Origin of the sequence: Kineococcus lubricus (genome assembly GCF_050871965.1) — a bacterium.
In the GTDB taxonomy this organism is placed as follows: domain Bacteria; phylum Actinomycetota; class Actinomycetes; order Actinomycetales; family Kineococcaceae; genus Kineococcus.
Genome location: NZ_JBJLSK010000055.1, coordinates 1 through 15,328, shown reverse-complemented (window position 1 = coordinate 15,328; position 15,328 = coordinate 1). Strand labels below are relative to the sequence as shown.

Sequence of the window (15,328 nt, the reverse complement as noted above, 5' to 3'; positions counted from 1 at the left end):
CGGGTCGGCGTGGTTACCAGCCGATGAGCCAGGCGGTGCACGGGGACGTGCTGGTCAAGCACTGGGAGACGTACGAGAAGGCGGCGCGGGGGGCTGGGCACGACCCCCGCCGCGAGGACTGGCGCGTGACGCGCCTGGTGGTCGTCGCCGACACCGACGAGGAAGCCCGCGCGCTGGTGCGCGGCAGCGACATCGCCGAGCTGTGGCGTTCGTCGAACCTGCCCACCTTCGCCCGGCTGGGTCTGACCGGACTGCTCACGGGCGGGGCCGTCGACGACTCCGAGCTGACGGTGGACTGGCTCATCGACAACTTCTTCTTCGTCGGCTCCCCGCGGACGGTGGCCGACCAGGTGCGGGCCCTGTACGAGCACACCGGCGGTTTCGGGTGCCTGCAGACGTCGACGTACGACATGCGCGGTCAGGAGGAGGCGTACGAGCACAACTTCCGGCTCCTGGGTCAGGAGGTCGCGCCGCTGCTGGCCGACCTGACCGGCGCCGACGAGGCCTGACCGGCCCCGCTCGTGCGGGTCCCCTCAGCCGGGGACCCGCACGAGCGGTTCGAGCTGGGTGCGCAACCGCTCGTCGATGCGCTGCGGGAACGTCCCCGCCGGGAAGTGCCGCGCGGGGGAGCGCAGGATCTCGTGGATGAACAACCCGTGGCAGTTCCCCGCCACCGTGTGGGCGTCCCAGTCGCCGGCGATGACGCCGTCCTGCTGACCCGCGCGCAGCAGGTTCTCCACGACGTGGATGAAGCGGTCGCCGTGCTCGACGCTGAGCCCGCCCAGCGCGTTGCCGGTGGACAACCCGATCCGGACGTAGTCCGTGACGTTCTCGGGTGAGGCGAGGTAGAAGTCGGCCCGCAGGCGGTACAGCTCGCGCACCCGGTTCACCACCACCCGGCCCGTCGCCCCCGACCGCGGGCGGAAGCGGGGGTTCGCCTCCACCGACGTGATGAAGTCCTCCATCCGGTGGCCGAAGACGTGCAGGAGGAGGTCCTCCTTCACCGCCACGTACCGGAACAGCGTGGCCTCGCCGATGCCGGCCAGGCGGGCGACGTCGCGCATCGTGATCTCGGCCAGGGTGCGGGTGTGGAGCAGTTGCTCGGTGGCCTCCCGGATGCGCCGGAGCTTGTCCCGTCGGGAGCGCTCACGCAGGGGGAGTTTCGACTCGTCCACGTCCGAGGCGGACATCCGGCTCCTCATCGCAGGCTGCGGCGGGCTGTCGGTCCGCCGCAGCCTGCCCGGAACGGGGAGCCTACCCGGCGGGGGTGCCCGGGAGGATCATCTCCCGCACGGCCTGGCCCGAGGCGAGCCGGTCGAGCGCGCGGTGGACCTCCGTCAGGCTGTTCGTCGCGGTGGCGAGCCGCTCGACGGGCAGCCGCCCCGCTCGCCACAGGTCCAGCAGCAGGGGGATGTCGCGCTCGGGGACGGCCGATCCCTGGTAGGAGCCGACGATGCTCAGGGCCCGGGCGGTGATGTCCAGCGGTTCCACCTGCGCCGTCGCGCCGGGTGCCGGCAGCCCCACCGTGACGAGGCGGCCCCCGCTGGCCAGCAGCGACAGGCCCGTCTCGAAGGCCCGGGGGTGCCCGGCGGCCTCGATCACGACGTCGACCCGCGTGCCCCGCTCGCGCGCCTCGTCGGGGGTGAGGGCCTCGTGGGCGCCCCAGGCGCGGGCCACCGCCAGCTTGTCGGGGTTCTGGTCCACCCCGACCACGTGACCGCCGGGTCCCACGACCGCCAGGGCGGTCAGCAGGGCGGCCATCCCGACGCCGCCCAGGCCCACGACGGCGAGGGAGTCGGAGTCGGTGAGCTGGGCGGCGTTCACCACGGCGCCCCCGCCGGTCAGCAGCGCGCACCCGGACAGGGCGGCGACGGCGGCCGGAACGTCCTCGTCGACCAGGACGGTCGAGCGGCGGTCCAGGACGGCGTGGGTGGCGAAGCCGGAGACGCCGAGGTGGTGGTGGACCGGGCGGTCGCCCTCGTGCAGCCGGATCGCGCCCGAGGGCAGGGTGCCGGCGGCGTTGGTGGCCGAGCCCTCCCGGCACGGCAGCCGGCCGCCGGTGCGGCACTCCGGGCACGCGCCGCACCGGGCGAGGAAGGTGGTCGCGACGCGCCGGCCGAGGAGGTGGGCGGGCACGCCGGGCCCCACCTCCTCCACGATCCCGGCGGCCTCGTGGCCGAGCAGCATGGGCATCGGGCGGGGCCGGTTGCCCTCGATGACGGAGAGGTCGGAGTGGCACAGCCCCGCCACCTCGACGCGGACCAGGACCTCACCCTCGCCGGGCGGGTCCAGGCGCAGCGGCACGACGTCGATCGGGCGCGACTGCCCGTACGGGCGCGCGGCACCCATCTCCCGCAGAACAGCGCCGGTGATGTCCATGGTCGACGTCTCCTCGATCTCTGTGAGTTCTCGCTATCAACTGATAGTTTACTCTCAATACGGCGGGCACTGAAGGAGCGATGATGCAGATCCACCAGGACGCGGTGACCGGGACGGTCGAGGTCGCCGGCCAGGACGTCGGGTGGCACGACACCGGGGTGCCCGGCGGACCCGCACCGGTCCTGCTCGTGCACGGCACCGGCGGTTCGGCGGCCACCCACTACCGCACGGTCTACCCGATGCTGGCCGCGCGCCACCGGGTGCTCGCCGTCGACCTGGCCCCGGCGGCCGAGCTGGAGGACATCCGCACCCAGGTCCTCGCCGTGCTGGCCGAGCGCGCTCCCGGCCAGGCGGTGGACCTGGTCGGGTACTCCCTCGGCGCGGTGGCGGCCGCGACCCTGGCCGCCGAGCGGCCCGACCTGGTGCGCAACCTCGTCCTCGTCTGCGGGTGGGCCCGCACCGACGGGGTCCAGCGGCTGCGCAACGAGCTGTGGCAGCGGCTGTTCGCCTCCGACCGCGAGAGCCTGGCGCGGTTCAGCACCTTCGTCGCCTTCGGCCAGAGCTACCTGCGGGCGCGCACCGACGCCGAGATCGCCCAGCTCGTCGCCGCCCGGACGTTCCCCGACGGGGTGGAGGAGTCCATGCGCCTCAACGCGCGCGTCGACATCGCCCGGGACCTGGACCGCATCAGCGCGCCGACGCTCGTGATCTCGGGGCTGGAGGACCAGATGGTCGGTCCGCACCACGGCCGGTTCCTGTTCGGCGGCATCGAGGACGCCCGCCTCGCCGAGATCGAGACCGGGCACGCGGCCACCACCGAACGCCCCGCGCAGGTGTTCAAGCTCATCGACGACTTCCTGCGCCGACGTCCCGGACTCGCCCCGGCCGGTGCGCTGGTCGACACCGTCGCCATCTGACCGATCCCCACCCAGACCGATCCGGGAGGACCCCTCCGTGAGCACAGCTGACCAGACCCAGGTCCACGACGTCGTCATCATCGGTGCGGGCTTCGCCGGCATCGGGACGGCGTGCGCCCTCCGGCGCCGCGGTGTCGAGGACTTCGTCCTCCTCGAGCGCGCGCAGGACGTCGGGGGGACCTGGCGGGACAACCACTACCCCGGGGCGGCGTGCGACGTCCCCTCGCACCTGTACTCCTTCTCGTTCCGGCTGAACCCGGACTGGAGCCGGACCTTCGCCCCGCAGGGGGAGATCCTCGACTACGTGCGCGAGACCGCCCGCGAGGAGGGTGTGCTGCCGCGCGTCCGGTTCGGGGCCGACGTCGAGCAGGTGACCTGGGACGAGGCGGCCTCGCAGTGGGAACTGCGCGCCGGCGGGCAGACCCACCGGGCGCGGTTCGTGGTCTCCGCCGTCGGTCACCTCTCCGACCCCAAGTACCCCGCCATCCGCGGTCTGCACGACTTCGGCGGGCAGCTGATGCACTCGGCCCAGTGGGACGACGCGGTCGACCTGCGGGGCAAGCGCGTGGGGGTCATCGGCACCGGGGCCAGCGCGATCCAGGTCGTCCCCAGCATCGCCGGCGCCGTGTCGGAGCTGGTGGTGTTCCAGCGGTCCGCGCCGTACGTCACGCCCCGGCCCGACAAGGAGTACACCGCCGCCGAGAAGCGCATGTTCGCCCGCGTGCCGGAGGCCATGCGGGCCGAGCGGCGCGGGATCTTCTGGGCCAACGAGGAACGCTACGCGCAGCGGCGCATGACGCCCGCGCTGGTGGAGGCGGTGCAGCGGGCCGCGCTGGACCACCTCGCCTCCCAGGTGCCCGCGGGGGAGCTGCGGGACGCCCTGACGCCCGACTACGTCATCGGCTGCAAGCGCATCCTGAAGTCCGACGACTACTACCCCGCGTTCCTGCGGGAGAACGTCGCGCTGGAGACGACGGGGATCGACTCGATCGAGGAGGCCGGGGTCCGCCTGACCGACGGCCGCCTGGTCGAGCTCGACGTCCTCATCGCCTGCACCGGTTTCGAGACGACCGAACTGCCGATCGCCGAACGCGTCCGCGGCCGCGACGGGCAGCTGCTGGCCGACCGCTGGTCGAAGGGCATGGAGGCCTACGCCACCACCGCCGTCCACGGGTTCCCGAACTTCTGGCTCGTCAACGGCCCGAACACCGGGCTGGGCCACAACTCCTCGGTGTACGTGGCCGAAGCGCAGATCGAGCACATCGGTGCCGCCGTCGAGGAGGGGGTGCGCACCGGTCGCGTCCTGGAGGTCCTCGACTCCGTCGAGCAGGACTACACCCGTCAGCTCGACGAGATGAGCCGGGGCACGGTGTGGCTCGACGGCGGCTGCCGCAGCTGGTACGTGGACCACCGCTCGAACCGGCTCACGACCCTGTGGCCGGACTTCGCGTTCTCCTTCCGCGAGGTGAACTCGCCCTTCGACCCCGCGCCCTACGGCCTCGACGGGACGACCGACGACACCGGGGCGGGTGCGCAGCGCCTCGCCGGGCTGCTCGAGACGTCCTGACCCGCGGTCCCGACCCCGCGTCCCTGCCGCCGGCCGCTCAGCGCGACGGCGGCAGGGCGCCGCGCACGATGTCGTACGCCGTCAGGGCCAGCCAGGTCTCGCTGAGCGCCTCGGTCGCCCGCAGGTCCCGGCCGGTCAGCTCGGCGACGCGCCCGAGGCGGTAGGCCACGGTGTGCTTGTGGACGCCCAGCTGCGTCGCGGTGCCCGCCAGGGAGCGGTCGTTGCCGAGGTAGGTGCGCAGGGTCGTCAGCAGGTCCCCGCCGGTGCGCTCGTCGTACGCGATCAGCGGCCCCAGGGTGCCCTGCACCAGCACGTTCAGCAGCGTCTCGTCGGCCGGCAACCAGCCCACGACGCGGGACTCCTCGGCGTACCCCCGGGCACGCCCCCCCTCGGGGTGGCGCGCGGCCCGCTGGCGCGCCCACTCGGCCTGCCGCGAGGCCAGCGGCAGCGTGGACAGGTCGTCGCAGGGAGCGCTGTAGCCGACCGGGACCCCCAGCTGGGCGGCGAGGTCCGCGCACACGTCCTCGGCGCCGGCCGGCAGCAGCACCTCCACCGTGCCGTCGACGACGTCGAGCAGGTGCGGCCGGCCGTCGGTCGTCAGGAGCCGGTCGACCCGGGTCACCTGGCGCTCGTCGCCCTGCCACCGGACCACCAGGACGGGACCGGCGGGGAAGTCGAAGCGGGCCAGCAGGTCCAGGACGCGCTGCGGGGACAGCACGTTGTCGCGCACCTGCCGCAGGGCGTCGCCGCCGGCGCGGCGGGCCACCTCGCGCCGCCGCTCCCGGTCGGCGAGCTCCCACGCGGCGAGGGTGGCCACGTGCCGGACGGCGGCCATGCTCGCCGGGACCGGCCGTTCCTGGACCGCCACCAGGGTGGCCACGCGCTCGGAGTCCATGACGATGGGCAGCGCGTACCCCTCGGGGATGAGGACGTTGTCCCCGCGCAGCCGCTCGACCGGGAACCCCGCGGGCAGGGGACCCAGCTCGGGCAGGACGGTCGCCCCCCGGTCGTCGACGAGGTGGAACGCGTACCCCGTGATGCGGGAGTGCACCTGCAGCGACTCGGCGAAGGTGATGTCGCCGCGGGCCCGGGCCTGGAGGGTGTCGAAGACGCGGATCTGCTGCAGCAGACCGGAGGACACCCGCTGCTCGTTGGCGACGGCGACCGCCCGGCCCAGCGCGCCCCAGGGGACGGCCCGGTCGACGGTCAGGAACGGGAACCCCGCGGCGTCGGCGGCGTCGCGCAGACCGGACAGGTCCTCGGGGCCGTGGGTGCTGCCCAGGGCCAGTGCGCAGGCGCCGCGCTCGACCAGCTGGCGCACGAGCTCCTCCTGCCCGGCCCGGTCCCGCGGCAGGTTCCCCCCACCGGTCAGGACGAGGTCGCCGGCCTCGATCCAGTGGACGATCTCCGGGGTGGTGCTGATGTGCACCCAGCCCACCGGCCGGTCCGCCCCGTGGGCACCGGCGACCAGCCGGCACCCGAACTGCGGGGCGTCCAGCAGGTCCTGGATCGTCAGGGAACTCATCTCGCCCTCGCACCTCCACGCACCGACCGGGGCACGATCGCGCCCGGCTGCCGCGATTGTGCCCCACGGGGTGGGTTCCGTCGCCGGGCCGCCCGTGTGATACTGAGAGTCGTCTCTCACTCTCCTCGCCACGGCGCCGGCCCGACGCCGGCGGGCGTGCGGCCGGGGTGGGCCGGGCCGGGCTCGGCGCGGAGGACGGTCGACGTCCCCGCGGTGCAGGCGACTTCCGAGAACACGAGGAGAGAACGTGAGTGCTGTTGCCGTGGTGACCGGTGCCGCAGCGGGTCTGGGGCGCGCCGTCGTGCAGGAACTGCTCGCCCACGGGTACCGGGTGGCGGGGTTCGACATCCGCGAGGGCGACCCCGCCGAGGGGCTCCTGCAGCTGACCGTCGACGTCACCGACGAGGCGGCGGTCGAAGCAGCGTTCGACCGCGTCGTGCAGGACCTGGGCCGGCCGACCCTGGCCGTCAACGCCGCCGGGATCTACCCGCGGACGATGCTGTCGGACTTCTCGGTCGACCGCTACCGCCGCATCTTCGACATCAACGTGCTGGGCACGTGGCTGGTGACCCGCGGGTTCTACCGGACGCACGAGGAAGGCACCCCGGGGACCGTCCTGAACATCGCCTCCGTCGACGGGATGACCCCCCACCCCAAGTCCCTGCTGTACAGCGCCTCCAAGGCCGCCGTCATCAACCTCACGGCCGGCACGGCCGGTGAGCTGGCGGCCAAGGGCATCCGCACCGTGGCGGTCGCTCCCGCCTACATCGCCACCGAGCAGATCAAGGCCCAGGTCGGCACCCTGCCGCCGGAGGCGATGTCCCCGCAGGAGCTCGCGGCCAGCATCGTGCGCCTGGCCGACCCCGCGCTCCTGACCCACCTCACCGGTCAGACGGTGGTCGCCCAGGGCCGTGAGGAGTTCCCCTCGGCCTGAACCCGGGGACTCCTCACGCTTCGTGCTCGGAGCCAGGTGGACCGCACCCGCTTGGTCGGCGTGCCAGTTGTGCGGGTCACCCGGCTCGCACGACATTGGTCCCCGACACTCGATGCGGAGGAGCAGGTCCATGAGCAGACCGTTGGACGGCCGGGTCGTCCTCATCACGGGGGGCGCGCGCGGCCAGGGGGCGGCGCACGGCCGGCTCTGCGCGCAGCAGGGGGCCACCGTCGTCCTGGCCGACATCCTCGACGAGGTCGGCCGGCTGGAGGCGGAATCCCTGCGGCAGGAGGGCCTGGCGGTCGAGTACGCCCACCTCGACGTCACCCGCGAGGGGGAGTGGCGCAACGTCGTCGCCCACGTCGAGACCACCCACGGCAAGCTCGACGGGCTGGTGAACAACGCCGGCATCGTCCACGTGGCCCTGATGGAGGACGAGAGCCTGGAGGCCTTCCTCCGGGTCCACCAGGTCAACGCGGTCAGCGTGTTCCTCGGCACGAAGATCGGTGCCGAGGCCATGCGGCGCGCCGGTGGCGGCTCCATCGTCAACGTCGCCTCGGCGTACGCGCACCTCGGTGCTCCCGGGTACGTGTCGTACAACTCCAGCAAGGCCTCGATCGTGGCGGTCAGCCGCACCGCGGCCGTCAACTACGCCGACGACGGCATCCGCGTCAACAGCGTCTCGCCCGGGTGGATCGAGACCGAGCTCGTCGAGCAGGAGCGCGCCGTGCGCACGGCCGCGACGGACTGGCGGCTGCAGTACACGATCGCCCCGCGCACCCTGGCCCGGAAGGACGGTGCCCCCCGGGGGGCCGCCCCGCGGGAGGTCTCCGGGGTCGTGGCCCACCTGCTCAGCGACGCCGCCAGCTACGTCACCGGCACGGACATCCGCGTCGACGGCGGGGTGACGGCCTGGTGACCGCCACCGACGCGTCGGTGCGCCGTCCGTCCGCGCTCGACGAGCACCGGCTCCGGGTCCTGCCCGGTGGTTTCGGCCGGGGACCGCTGGCGGTCGGGGACCGGGCCCCCTACGCCCGGTCCGCGCAGGGCTGGTCCCTGGTGGACGAGGACGGTCACGAGCTGATCGACCTCAACAACAACATGACCGTCAACCTGCACGGTCACGCGCACCCGGCGGTGCTGGACGCCGTGCGCGAGCGGTTCGACGCCGGTCTGGTGTCCCTGGGGGTGTCGAACGAGGACGAACTCCTCATGGCGGACGCGCTGCTGGCGCGGCTGCCGTGGGCGGGGCAGGTCCGGTTCGCCAACTCCGGGACCGAGGCCGTCATGCTCGCGGTCCGCGTCGCCCGGGCCCGCACAGGACGCGACCTCGTCGTCGTCCTCGGGCCCGGGTACCACGGGACGGCCGACGCGGTCCTCCCGGCGCTGCTGGACGCCGGGGCGCCGGGAGTTCCCGACGGCGTGCGCGCCCAGACGCTCGTCGTCCCGCGCGGGGACGACGCCGCCCTGGAACGGGTGTTCGACGCGCACGGCGGGCGGATCGCCGCCGTGGTCCTGGACCTGTGCGCCAACTCCGCCGGGTTGCAGCCGCTCACGGCCGGGTTCGTGGCCGGTGCCGAGCGCCTGGCCCGGGCGGACGGTGCCCTCCTCGTCGTCGACGAGGTCGTCACCTTCCGCAACGGGTTCGGTGGGCTGGCCGGGGAGTTCGGGGTGCGGCCGGACCTGATGGCCCTGGGCAAGACGATCGGCGGGGGTTTCGCCGTCGGTGCCGTGGTGGGCACCGCCGACGCCCTGAGCGTCCTCGACGTCCGCCGGCCCGGGGCCCTCGTGCACGGGGGGACCTTCACCGCCAACCCCGTCACGATGACCGCGGGCCGCGTGACGCTGGACCTGTTCGGACCCGGGCAGGTCCAGCGCCTCAACGCCCTCGCCGAACGGTTCCAGCGCCGCGCCGGCGACGGGCTGGACGGCACCGGGTGGCAGGTCCGCCGCTCGGGGTCGGTCCTGCGGCCCTTCCCGGTCGGCTGGGCCGCCGACGAGCGCAGGACGGCCCAGAAGGCCCTGTTCTGGGCCGCCTACCAACAGGGGCTGCTGCTGTCCGCCGGTGGTCTCACGTGCCTGTCGACGGTCATGGACGAGGGGGTCGTGGACGAAGCCGTCGCACGGCTGGTGGCCGCGGGCCGGTCGGTGGCCGCCGGCCGCTGAACCCCGGAGGCGGTGACCACCGCTGCCGGACGCGGTCGTCCGGTCGCGTCGTCCCGGGCTGCGCGGTTCCCGCCGGAAACCCTCCGCGGCATGTTTCCGGTTGGTTAATCTGCACGTCGCGGTCTTGAAAAGTTGAGAGTCCTCTCTCACACTCGGGGTGTGCGAGATCGACGGCGGCAGTTCGCGCGAGCGGCGGCGCCGTCCGTCGGGCGGACACGCCGGTACGACGCACGAGGAAGGTGCACCGGGGTTCGAGGGGACCGCGGTGCCGCTGCCCGGCCGACGAGGACGTCGGGCGAGCGGTAGGCGACGGCTCACCGCCGCCGGGCCGCGGCGGCAACCGGGGAGCACGGACGAGGTAGCGAGACCGACAGGAGTGGACGTGACCGCACCAGCTGTCCCGACCGGGGTCGGCCCCGGCCCCGGGCGCGCGGTGACCGGGCAGGCCCCCCGGGACGACCGCACCGCGGCGGCCGCCCCGGAGGACGCACCCTCACGGGTCCCGGGACCCGCCGCACACGGTGACGGGCACCCCCGTCACGATCAGAACCCCCACCGCACACACCTGGAGTCACTGTGAACAACGCGTTGAGCCGCCGCCGGGTCCTGACCGGCGCGGCAGCGGGCCTGACCGCCACGACCCTGGCGGCCTGCGGGAACTCCAGCGGGACCACCGGCGGGGGCGGCGGTGGCGGGGGTCAGGTCGTCATGGCCAACTACGGCGGTCCCTTCGGTGACGCGCTGCGCGCCGTCTACTTCGACCCCTTCACCGAGGAGACCGGGATCGAGGTCGTCGTCGTCAACGCCGACGTCGCCCGGTACGTCTCCATGGCCACGGCCGGTCGCAGCGAGTGGGACTCGATGGACGCCGACGGGTTCACGGTGATCGACTGGGTCGGCAAGGGCATCGTGGAGAAGCTCTCGCCCGACGTGCCGCGCGCGGACACGGTCGACCCCGAGTTCCAGGACTACGCCGCCGGCGGGTACACGCAGGCGTTCGTGATGGTGTACCGGAAGTCGGCGGTCGGCCCGACGCCGCCCAAGAGCTGGGCCGACTTCTGGGACACCGCGAAGTACCCCGGCAAGCGGGGTTGGTCCAGCAACTACGTCGCGACGATCGAACCGGCCATCATGGCCGACGGCGTGGCACCGGCGGACGTCTACCCCCTCGACCTCGACCGGGGTTTCGCCAAGCTCGACGAGCTGCGCGACCACCTGACGATCTACGAGTCCTACGCGGCGATCACCCAGGGCGTGCAGGCCGGCAGCGTCGACATGGCCGTCCTGCCGAACGGGCGCGCCACCGCGCTGGCCGACGAGGACCCCGACATCGTCGTGGAGTGGAACCAGAACGTCTACTTCCCGTGGACCGGGTACACCCTGCCCAAGGGGGCGCCGAACCCCGACGGCCTGAACAAGCTGCTCGCCTTCATGTCGAACCCCGAGCGCCAGGCGGAGCTCGCCGAGAAGAGCTTCTACGGACCGACCCTGGAAGCGGCCTACGACCTGCTGTCGCCGGAGGTGCTGGCCAAGCTGCCGGGGTCGGACGAGCACGTGGCCGTGGCCGCGACCGTCGACACCGCCTCGCTGTCCAAGATGACCGACGACTACGTCGCGCGGTACACCGCGTGGGTGGCCCGGTGACGACCTCCACCACGGGCGGGGCGACGGTCGCGGACGAACGGCTGTCGTACGAGCAGACGCCCAGCGCGCTGACCCGCTACCGCCTCGGGTCGGGCGCGCGCACCCTGCTCACGCTGCCCGTGCTGTTCCTGACCGTCGCGGTCGCCCTGCCGATGGGGTACGTGCTCTGGCTCGCGCTGTTCGGCGAGGGTGAGAGCACCGTCGGGTCGGTGGTGGGTGACCCGTTGTTCCGCGAGGCGCTGTGGCGCACGGTCGTCATGGCCGTGCTGGTGACGGTGCTGTGCGTGGTGCTGGGGCTGGTCTACGCGCTGGCCGTGACGCTGGCGCCGAGGCCGGTCAAGGTGGTTCTGGGCCTGGCCATCGGGGCCACCTTCGTCATCTCGCTGATGGTGCGGACCTACGGGTGGGTGCTGCTGCTGCAGCCGCGCGGCATCGTCTTCGACGCCCTGTCGGCGGTGGGTCTGGTCGACGGGCCGCTGGCCGTCCTGCAGACGCCGTCGGCGATGTACCTCGGCATGGTGCACGTCATGCTGCCGTACTCGATCCTGCTGACGTCCACGTCGCTGGCCGCGCTCGACGGCAACCTCGTCAAGGCGGCCCGGAGCATGGGTGCCAGCGCACGCCTCACCTTCTTCCGGGTCGTCCTGCCGCAGATCGCCGCGGGCGTCACGGCCGGGGGTCTGCTGGTCTTCATGATCTCACTGGGGTTCTACATCACGCCGGCCTTCCTCGGCGGGCCCAGCCAGCTCACGATGGGCACGCTCATCGGCAAGCAGATGAGCGGGACGTTCGACTTCAAGGCCGCGGCGATCATGGGCAGCCTGCTGTTCCTGGCCGTCACGGTCCTGTACGTCCTGGCCGAGCGCATCTTCAAGATCACCGACCAGTGGGAGCGTCGATGAACGCGTTGTCCGCCGACCGCCAGCTCCAGCGGGCGCTGCGCGGTCCCCGGCCCCTCGTGGTGGTCGTCGGCGTCCTCATGGCCGTCTACCTGCTGGTGCCGATGCTCATCGTCATCCCGGCCTCCTTCACGTCGGGGAGCTTCCTGGAGATTCCGCCGCGCGGGTTGTCGCTGCGCTGGTACGAGGCGGTGCTGGGGGACTCCCAGTGGGCGCGGGCGCTGCAGACCTCGCTCAAGGCGTCCTTCGCGGCGTCGCTGGTGGCGACGGCGGTCGCGACCCTCGCGGTGCTGGGGATCTCGCGCAGCCCGCGGTCCGCGAAGGTCCTGCGGCCGGTCTTCTTCCTGCCCATGGTCCTGCCGCTCGTCGTGCTCGCCCTGGGCCTGGGCGAGCTGACCCGGACGGTGGGCATCACCGGTTCCCTGCTGCCGGTGGTCGTCGGTCAGGCCGTGCTCTGCGTGCCCATCGCCTTCGTCGCCGTCGCCGGCGGGATGGCCTCCATCGACCCTGCGCTGTCGCGGGCCGCCTCGAGCATGGGGTCGAGCTGGTGGCGGACGGCGTGGCGGGTGGAACTGCCGCTGCTGCGCCGCAGCATCCTCGTGGCGTTCTTCCTGAGCTTCGCGTTCGCCTTCGACGAGGTCGTCCTGGCCCTCTTCCTGGCCCCGCCCGGGCAGAGCACGCTGCCGGCCAAGCTCTACACCGAGGCCACCCAGAACGTCTCGCCGCTGCTGGCCTCGGTGAGCGGCTGCATCATCCTCTTCACCCTGCTCCTCTTCCTGCTCGTCGCCCTCGCCGGACGAGCGACCCGATCCCGGTCCCGTGCGCTGCGGGGTTCTCACGGAAAGGCCGATCCGGCATGAGCCAGAACGTCGACATCCTCAACCTGAACCTCGCGCTGGGCGGGAACCAGATCCTCAGCGACGTCGACCTGCACGTGAAGCTGGGGACCTTCGTCACGCTGCTGGGACCGTCGGGGTCGGGCAAGACGACGACGCTGAACGTCATCGCCGGGTTCCTCCAGCCCGACTCCGGGCAGGTGCTGCTGGGCGGACGCGACGTCGCCAAGCTGGCCCCGGGCGCCCGGCGGATGGGCATCGTGTTCCAGAACTACGCGATCTTCCCGCACATGACGGTCGCGGAGAACGTGCGGTTCCCCCTGCAGGCGCAGGGCTGGAAGGGCGACCACCGCAAGCGCGTGGCCGAGGTCCTCGAGCTCGTGCAGCTGGGCGGTTTCCAGAAGCGGCGGGCCTCGACGATGTCCGGGGGGCAGCTGCAGCGCGTCGCGCTGGCCCGCGCCCTGGCCCCGCAGCCGGAACTGCTGCTGCTGGACGAACCGCTGTCGGCGCTGGACAAGCAGCTGCGCGAGTCGATGCAGAGCGAGCTGAAGGCCATCCAGCGCGAGGTGGGCGTCACCACCATCAGCGTCACGCACGACCAGTCCGAGGCGCTGGCGATGTCCGACCAGGTCGTGGTCATGAACCGGGGCCGGGTGGAGCAGGCGGGGTCGCCGGAGCAGATGTACTGCCAGCCGTCGTCGGAGTTCCTGGCCCGCTTCCTGGGCGAGGTGAACCTCTTCGCCGTCGACCCCTCCGGGGCGGCCGGACCGCTCAGCGGCGACGTGGGCGGGCAACCGGGTGACCTCGTGGTCATCCGCCCCGAGGCGTTCCGGGTGGAGGACCCCGCGGCACCCGCCTCCGGTGCCCACCGCATCCAGGGCGTCGTGCGCCAGGTGCAGTTCCAGGGCGGCAGTTCCCGCATCGAGCTCGACGTGGACCGGTCGCGCGAACCCGTCGTGGTCCGCACGCCGTACGCCGGGCGCGGGTCCCTGCTCGCGACGGGGCAGCGCGTCACCGTCACCTACGACGGTGCCCGCCCGCACGTCATCCCGGCCGCGAACACCGCGGTGCGGCTGGACGCCCCGAACCCGGCGGCGTCGCTGAGCTGAGAACCGTCCCGCCGGCACCGCCGCGGGGCAGCGAGGAGGAGGAGGACGTGGACGAACCGACGGTGGTCGAGGGAGTGGTCGCCCACGGCGACCGGCGCGGACGGGAACTCGGGTTCCCGACCGCGAACCTGCTGGACCCGCGGGCCGTGCGGCTGGACGGGGTGTACGCCGCCGTCACCGTGGTCGACGGGGACCCGACCGGGGCCCGCCCCGCCGTGGTGTCGGTCGGTCGCCGCCCCACCTACTACGGCGGGCAGGGCGTCCGCCTCCTGGAGGCGCACCTGCTCGACTGGTCCGGGGACCTCTACGGACGGCACCTGCGGGTGGAACTGCACCAGCGGCTGCGCCCGCAGCGGGCCTTCGCCGGGTCCATCGAGCTCATGGAGCAGATCGCCTGCGACGTCGACGAGGCCACCGCGTGGGCCCGGGCGAACGGCTGGTCGCGGACGCCGGGGACCACGCGCCGCGGTCACCGCGGCAGGTGGGCGAGGGTGCCCGCGCAGACCCCCGGGCGGTCGGCCCGCACGCTCGCCCGCGCCCGCCGCCGCACGGCCGCCATCGCGGAGGCGGCGGCCGGGGTGCCCCCGGAGGCGCTGACGCACGACGGGGTCGCGGCGGCCACCGGCATCCCCGCGGGGTACCTGCGCTGGCGGTTCCCCGAGGTGGAGGACCTGGCCGCGCAGGCCCGCGCCGCCGGGGTGGCGTGAGACGGCGCCCACCCGGGGACCGGGCGCGCCGGTGAGGACCGGCCCCCGCGGCCCCGCCGACCTCCGCGACGGCCACGTCCGGCGCGGCGAAGCGGGTCACCTGGTAGCAGGGGGAGTTCCACGGCACGACGCCCAGGAGGGCCCCACCGGGTGTGCCGGACGAAGGCCCGGCCGGGGGAACCCTCCGGCAGTGCGATCGGCTCGTCGGCGAGGAAGACCTCGGCGTGGTCGGCGCAGTGCTCGTGGATCGCGGCGCGGGAGCCGACCTCGTCGAGCGCCTCGGCGACCGGTTCGACCCCCTCCCGGACGACGAGGCCGGCCAGTCCTCCACGCCGTTCGGCGTGCAGCCGGCCCACCCGCCGCCTCCCCGGCGCTGGCGTCCAGCGAGGTGGCACTGCCGTCCAAGCAGACCCGGACCACCGGGCGGCACGCTGGACCCACCAGGAGGAGGGGCACCGGTGCCCGTCCGGCCGTACCGCGAGGAGGACAGCGTGAAGTTCGGCATTCTCAACATCCCTTACGCGTCGCAGTACGCCGCCGGCCGGGAGTCGGCCGCGGACGTGATCGCGCGTGATCTGCGGGTGACGCGCTGGGCCGATCAGTACGGTCTGGACGAGGCGTTCTTCGCCGAGCACTACACGTTGG

The 15,328-nt window shown here is 73.3% G+C and carries 14 protein-coding genes; 11 read left to right on the top strand and 3 right to left on the bottom strand.

What is annotated here, in order from left to right; translation table 11 throughout:
• The coding region (locus tag ACRYRX_RS22110) for an LLM class flavin-dependent oxidoreductase (RefSeq protein WP_432515331.1) at nucleotides 1–509 on the top strand (509 nt) is incomplete at its 5' end.
• A 24-nt stretch (nucleotides 510–533) separates the two neighbouring features.
• Here ACRYRX_RS22110 and ACRYRX_RS22105 read toward each other — a convergent pair.
• Together ACRYRX_RS22105 and ACRYRX_RS22100 are read right to left on the bottom strand one after the other, a co-directional pair.
• Nucleotides 534–1,190 (bottom strand): TetR/AcrR family transcriptional regulator, encoded by a 657-nt coding sequence (locus ACRYRX_RS22105; protein WP_432515329.1) that lies wholly within the window; start codon nucleotides 1,188–1,190, stop codon nucleotides 534–536.
• Between the two features lie 64 nt (nucleotides 1,191–1,254).
• Nucleotides 1,255–2,379 carry an alcohol dehydrogenase catalytic domain-containing protein gene (locus ACRYRX_RS22100; RefSeq protein WP_432515327.1) on the bottom strand — a complete coding sequence of 375 codons (1,125 nt, stop codon included), beginning with the start codon at nucleotides 2,377–2,379 and terminating at the stop codon, nucleotides 1,255–1,257.
• Nucleotides 2,380–2,462: 83 nt separating this feature from the next.
• On the opposite strand from ACRYRX_RS22100, the gene ACRYRX_RS22095 reads away from it, so the two are divergent.
• Complete coding sequence (locus ACRYRX_RS22095) at nucleotides 2,463–3,296, top strand: alpha/beta fold hydrolase (RefSeq protein WP_432515326.1); 834 nt, start codon at nucleotides 2,463–2,465, stop codon at nucleotides 3,294–3,296.
• Nucleotides 3,297–3,333: 37 nt separating this feature from the next.
• Nucleotides 3,334–4,863: a flavin-containing monooxygenase gene (locus ACRYRX_RS22090; RefSeq protein ID WP_432515325.1), complete on the top strand. Its 1,530-nt coding sequence runs from the start codon at nucleotides 3,334–3,336 to the stop codon at nucleotides 4,861–4,863.
• 37 nt (nucleotides 4,864–4,900) lie between these two features.
• On the opposite strand, the gene ACRYRX_RS22085 is transcribed toward ACRYRX_RS22090, so the two are convergent.
• Nucleotides 4,901–6,388, bottom strand: coding sequence for a PucR family transcriptional regulator (locus ACRYRX_RS22085; protein ID WP_432515324.1), 1,488 nt, complete (start codon nucleotides 6,386–6,388; stop codon nucleotides 4,901–4,903).
• A gap of 247 nt (nucleotides 6,389–6,635) precedes the next feature.
• On the opposite strand from ACRYRX_RS22085, the gene ACRYRX_RS22080 reads away from it, so the two are divergent.
• The 8 genes from ACRYRX_RS22080 (at nucleotide 6,636) to ACRYRX_RS22045 (ending at nucleotide 14,683) form a co-directional block, all read left to right on the top strand.
• Nucleotides 6,636–7,322, top strand: coding sequence for an SDR family NAD(P)-dependent oxidoreductase (locus ACRYRX_RS22080; RefSeq protein ID WP_432515323.1), 687 nt, complete (start codon nucleotides 6,636–6,638; stop codon nucleotides 7,320–7,322).
• Between the two features lie 130 nt (nucleotides 7,323–7,452).
• Nucleotides 7,453–8,241: an SDR family NAD(P)-dependent oxidoreductase gene (locus ACRYRX_RS22075; protein WP_432515322.1), complete on the top strand. Its 789-nt coding sequence runs from the start codon at nucleotides 7,453–7,455 to the stop codon at nucleotides 8,239–8,241.
• Nucleotides 8,238–9,488 carry an aminotransferase class III-fold pyridoxal phosphate-dependent enzyme gene (locus ACRYRX_RS22070; protein ID WP_432515320.1) on the top strand — a complete coding sequence of 417 codons (1,251 nt, stop codon included), beginning with the start codon at nucleotides 8,238–8,240 and terminating at the stop codon, nucleotides 9,486–9,488. Before ACRYRX_RS22075 ends, ACRYRX_RS22070 begins: the two co-directional genes overlap by 4 nt.
• Before the next feature lie 576 nt (nucleotides 9,489–10,064).
• On the top strand, nucleotides 10,065–11,132 hold the full coding sequence (locus ACRYRX_RS22065; protein WP_432515319.1) for an ABC transporter substrate-binding protein: 1,068 nt from the start codon (nucleotides 10,065–10,067) through the stop codon (nucleotides 11,130–11,132).
• A complete protein-coding gene (locus ACRYRX_RS22060) occupies nucleotides 11,129–12,034 on the top strand; it encodes an ABC transporter permease (RefSeq protein ID WP_432515318.1) in 906 nt (301 codons plus the stop codon). The genes ACRYRX_RS22065 and ACRYRX_RS22060 overlap by 4 nt, the downstream gene beginning before the upstream one ends.
• Entirely contained in the window at nucleotides 12,031–12,891 is an 861-nt protein-coding gene (locus ACRYRX_RS22055; protein ID WP_432515317.1) for an ABC transporter permease, read from the top strand. The genes ACRYRX_RS22060 and ACRYRX_RS22055 overlap by 4 nt, the downstream gene beginning before the upstream one ends.
• The gene (locus ACRYRX_RS22050; RefSeq protein WP_432515316.1) at nucleotides 12,888–13,976 is read left to right on the top strand and encodes an ABC transporter ATP-binding protein; all 1,089 of its coding nucleotides are present in this window, start codon (nucleotides 12,888–12,890) and stop codon (nucleotides 13,974–13,976) included. The genes ACRYRX_RS22055 and ACRYRX_RS22050 overlap by 4 nt, the downstream gene beginning before the upstream one ends.
• Before the next feature lie 47 nt (nucleotides 13,977–14,023).
• Nucleotides 14,024–14,683 (top strand): riboflavin kinase, encoded by a 660-nt coding sequence (locus ACRYRX_RS22045; RefSeq protein ID WP_432515315.1) that lies wholly within the window; start codon nucleotides 14,024–14,026, stop codon nucleotides 14,681–14,683.
• Nucleotides 14,684–15,328: the final 645 nt, after the last annotated feature.

What these genes read in the sequence shown, in the direction of transcription:
- ACRYRX_RS22050 (WP_432515316.1), top strand. Translation starts at nt 12,888, where the DNA reads ATGAGCCAGAACGTCGACATCCTCAACCTGAACCTCGCGCTGGGCGGG.
- ACRYRX_RS22095 (WP_432515326.1), top strand. Translation starts at nt 2,463, where the DNA reads ATGCAGATCCACCAGGACGCGGTGACCGGGACGGTCGAGGTCGCCGGC.
- ACRYRX_RS22085 (WP_432515324.1), bottom strand. Translation starts at nt 6,388, where the DNA reads ATGAGTTCCCTGACGATCCAGGACCTGCTGGACGCCCCGCAGTTCGGG.
- ACRYRX_RS22105 (WP_432515329.1), bottom strand. Translation starts at nt 1,190, where the DNA reads ATGTCCGCCTCGGACGTGGACGAGTCGAAACTCCCCCTGCGTGAGCGC.
- ACRYRX_RS22075 (WP_432515322.1), top strand. Translation starts at nt 7,453, where the DNA reads ATGAGCAGACCGTTGGACGGCCGGGTCGTCCTCATCACGGGGGGCGCG.
- ACRYRX_RS22100 (WP_432515327.1), bottom strand. Translation starts at nt 2,379, where the DNA reads ATGGACATCACCGGCGCTGTTCTGCGGGAGATGGGTGCCGCGCGCCCG.
- ACRYRX_RS22055 (WP_432515317.1), top strand. Translation starts at nt 12,031, where the DNA reads ATGAACGCGTTGTCCGCCGACCGCCAGCTCCAGCGGGCGCTGCGCGGT.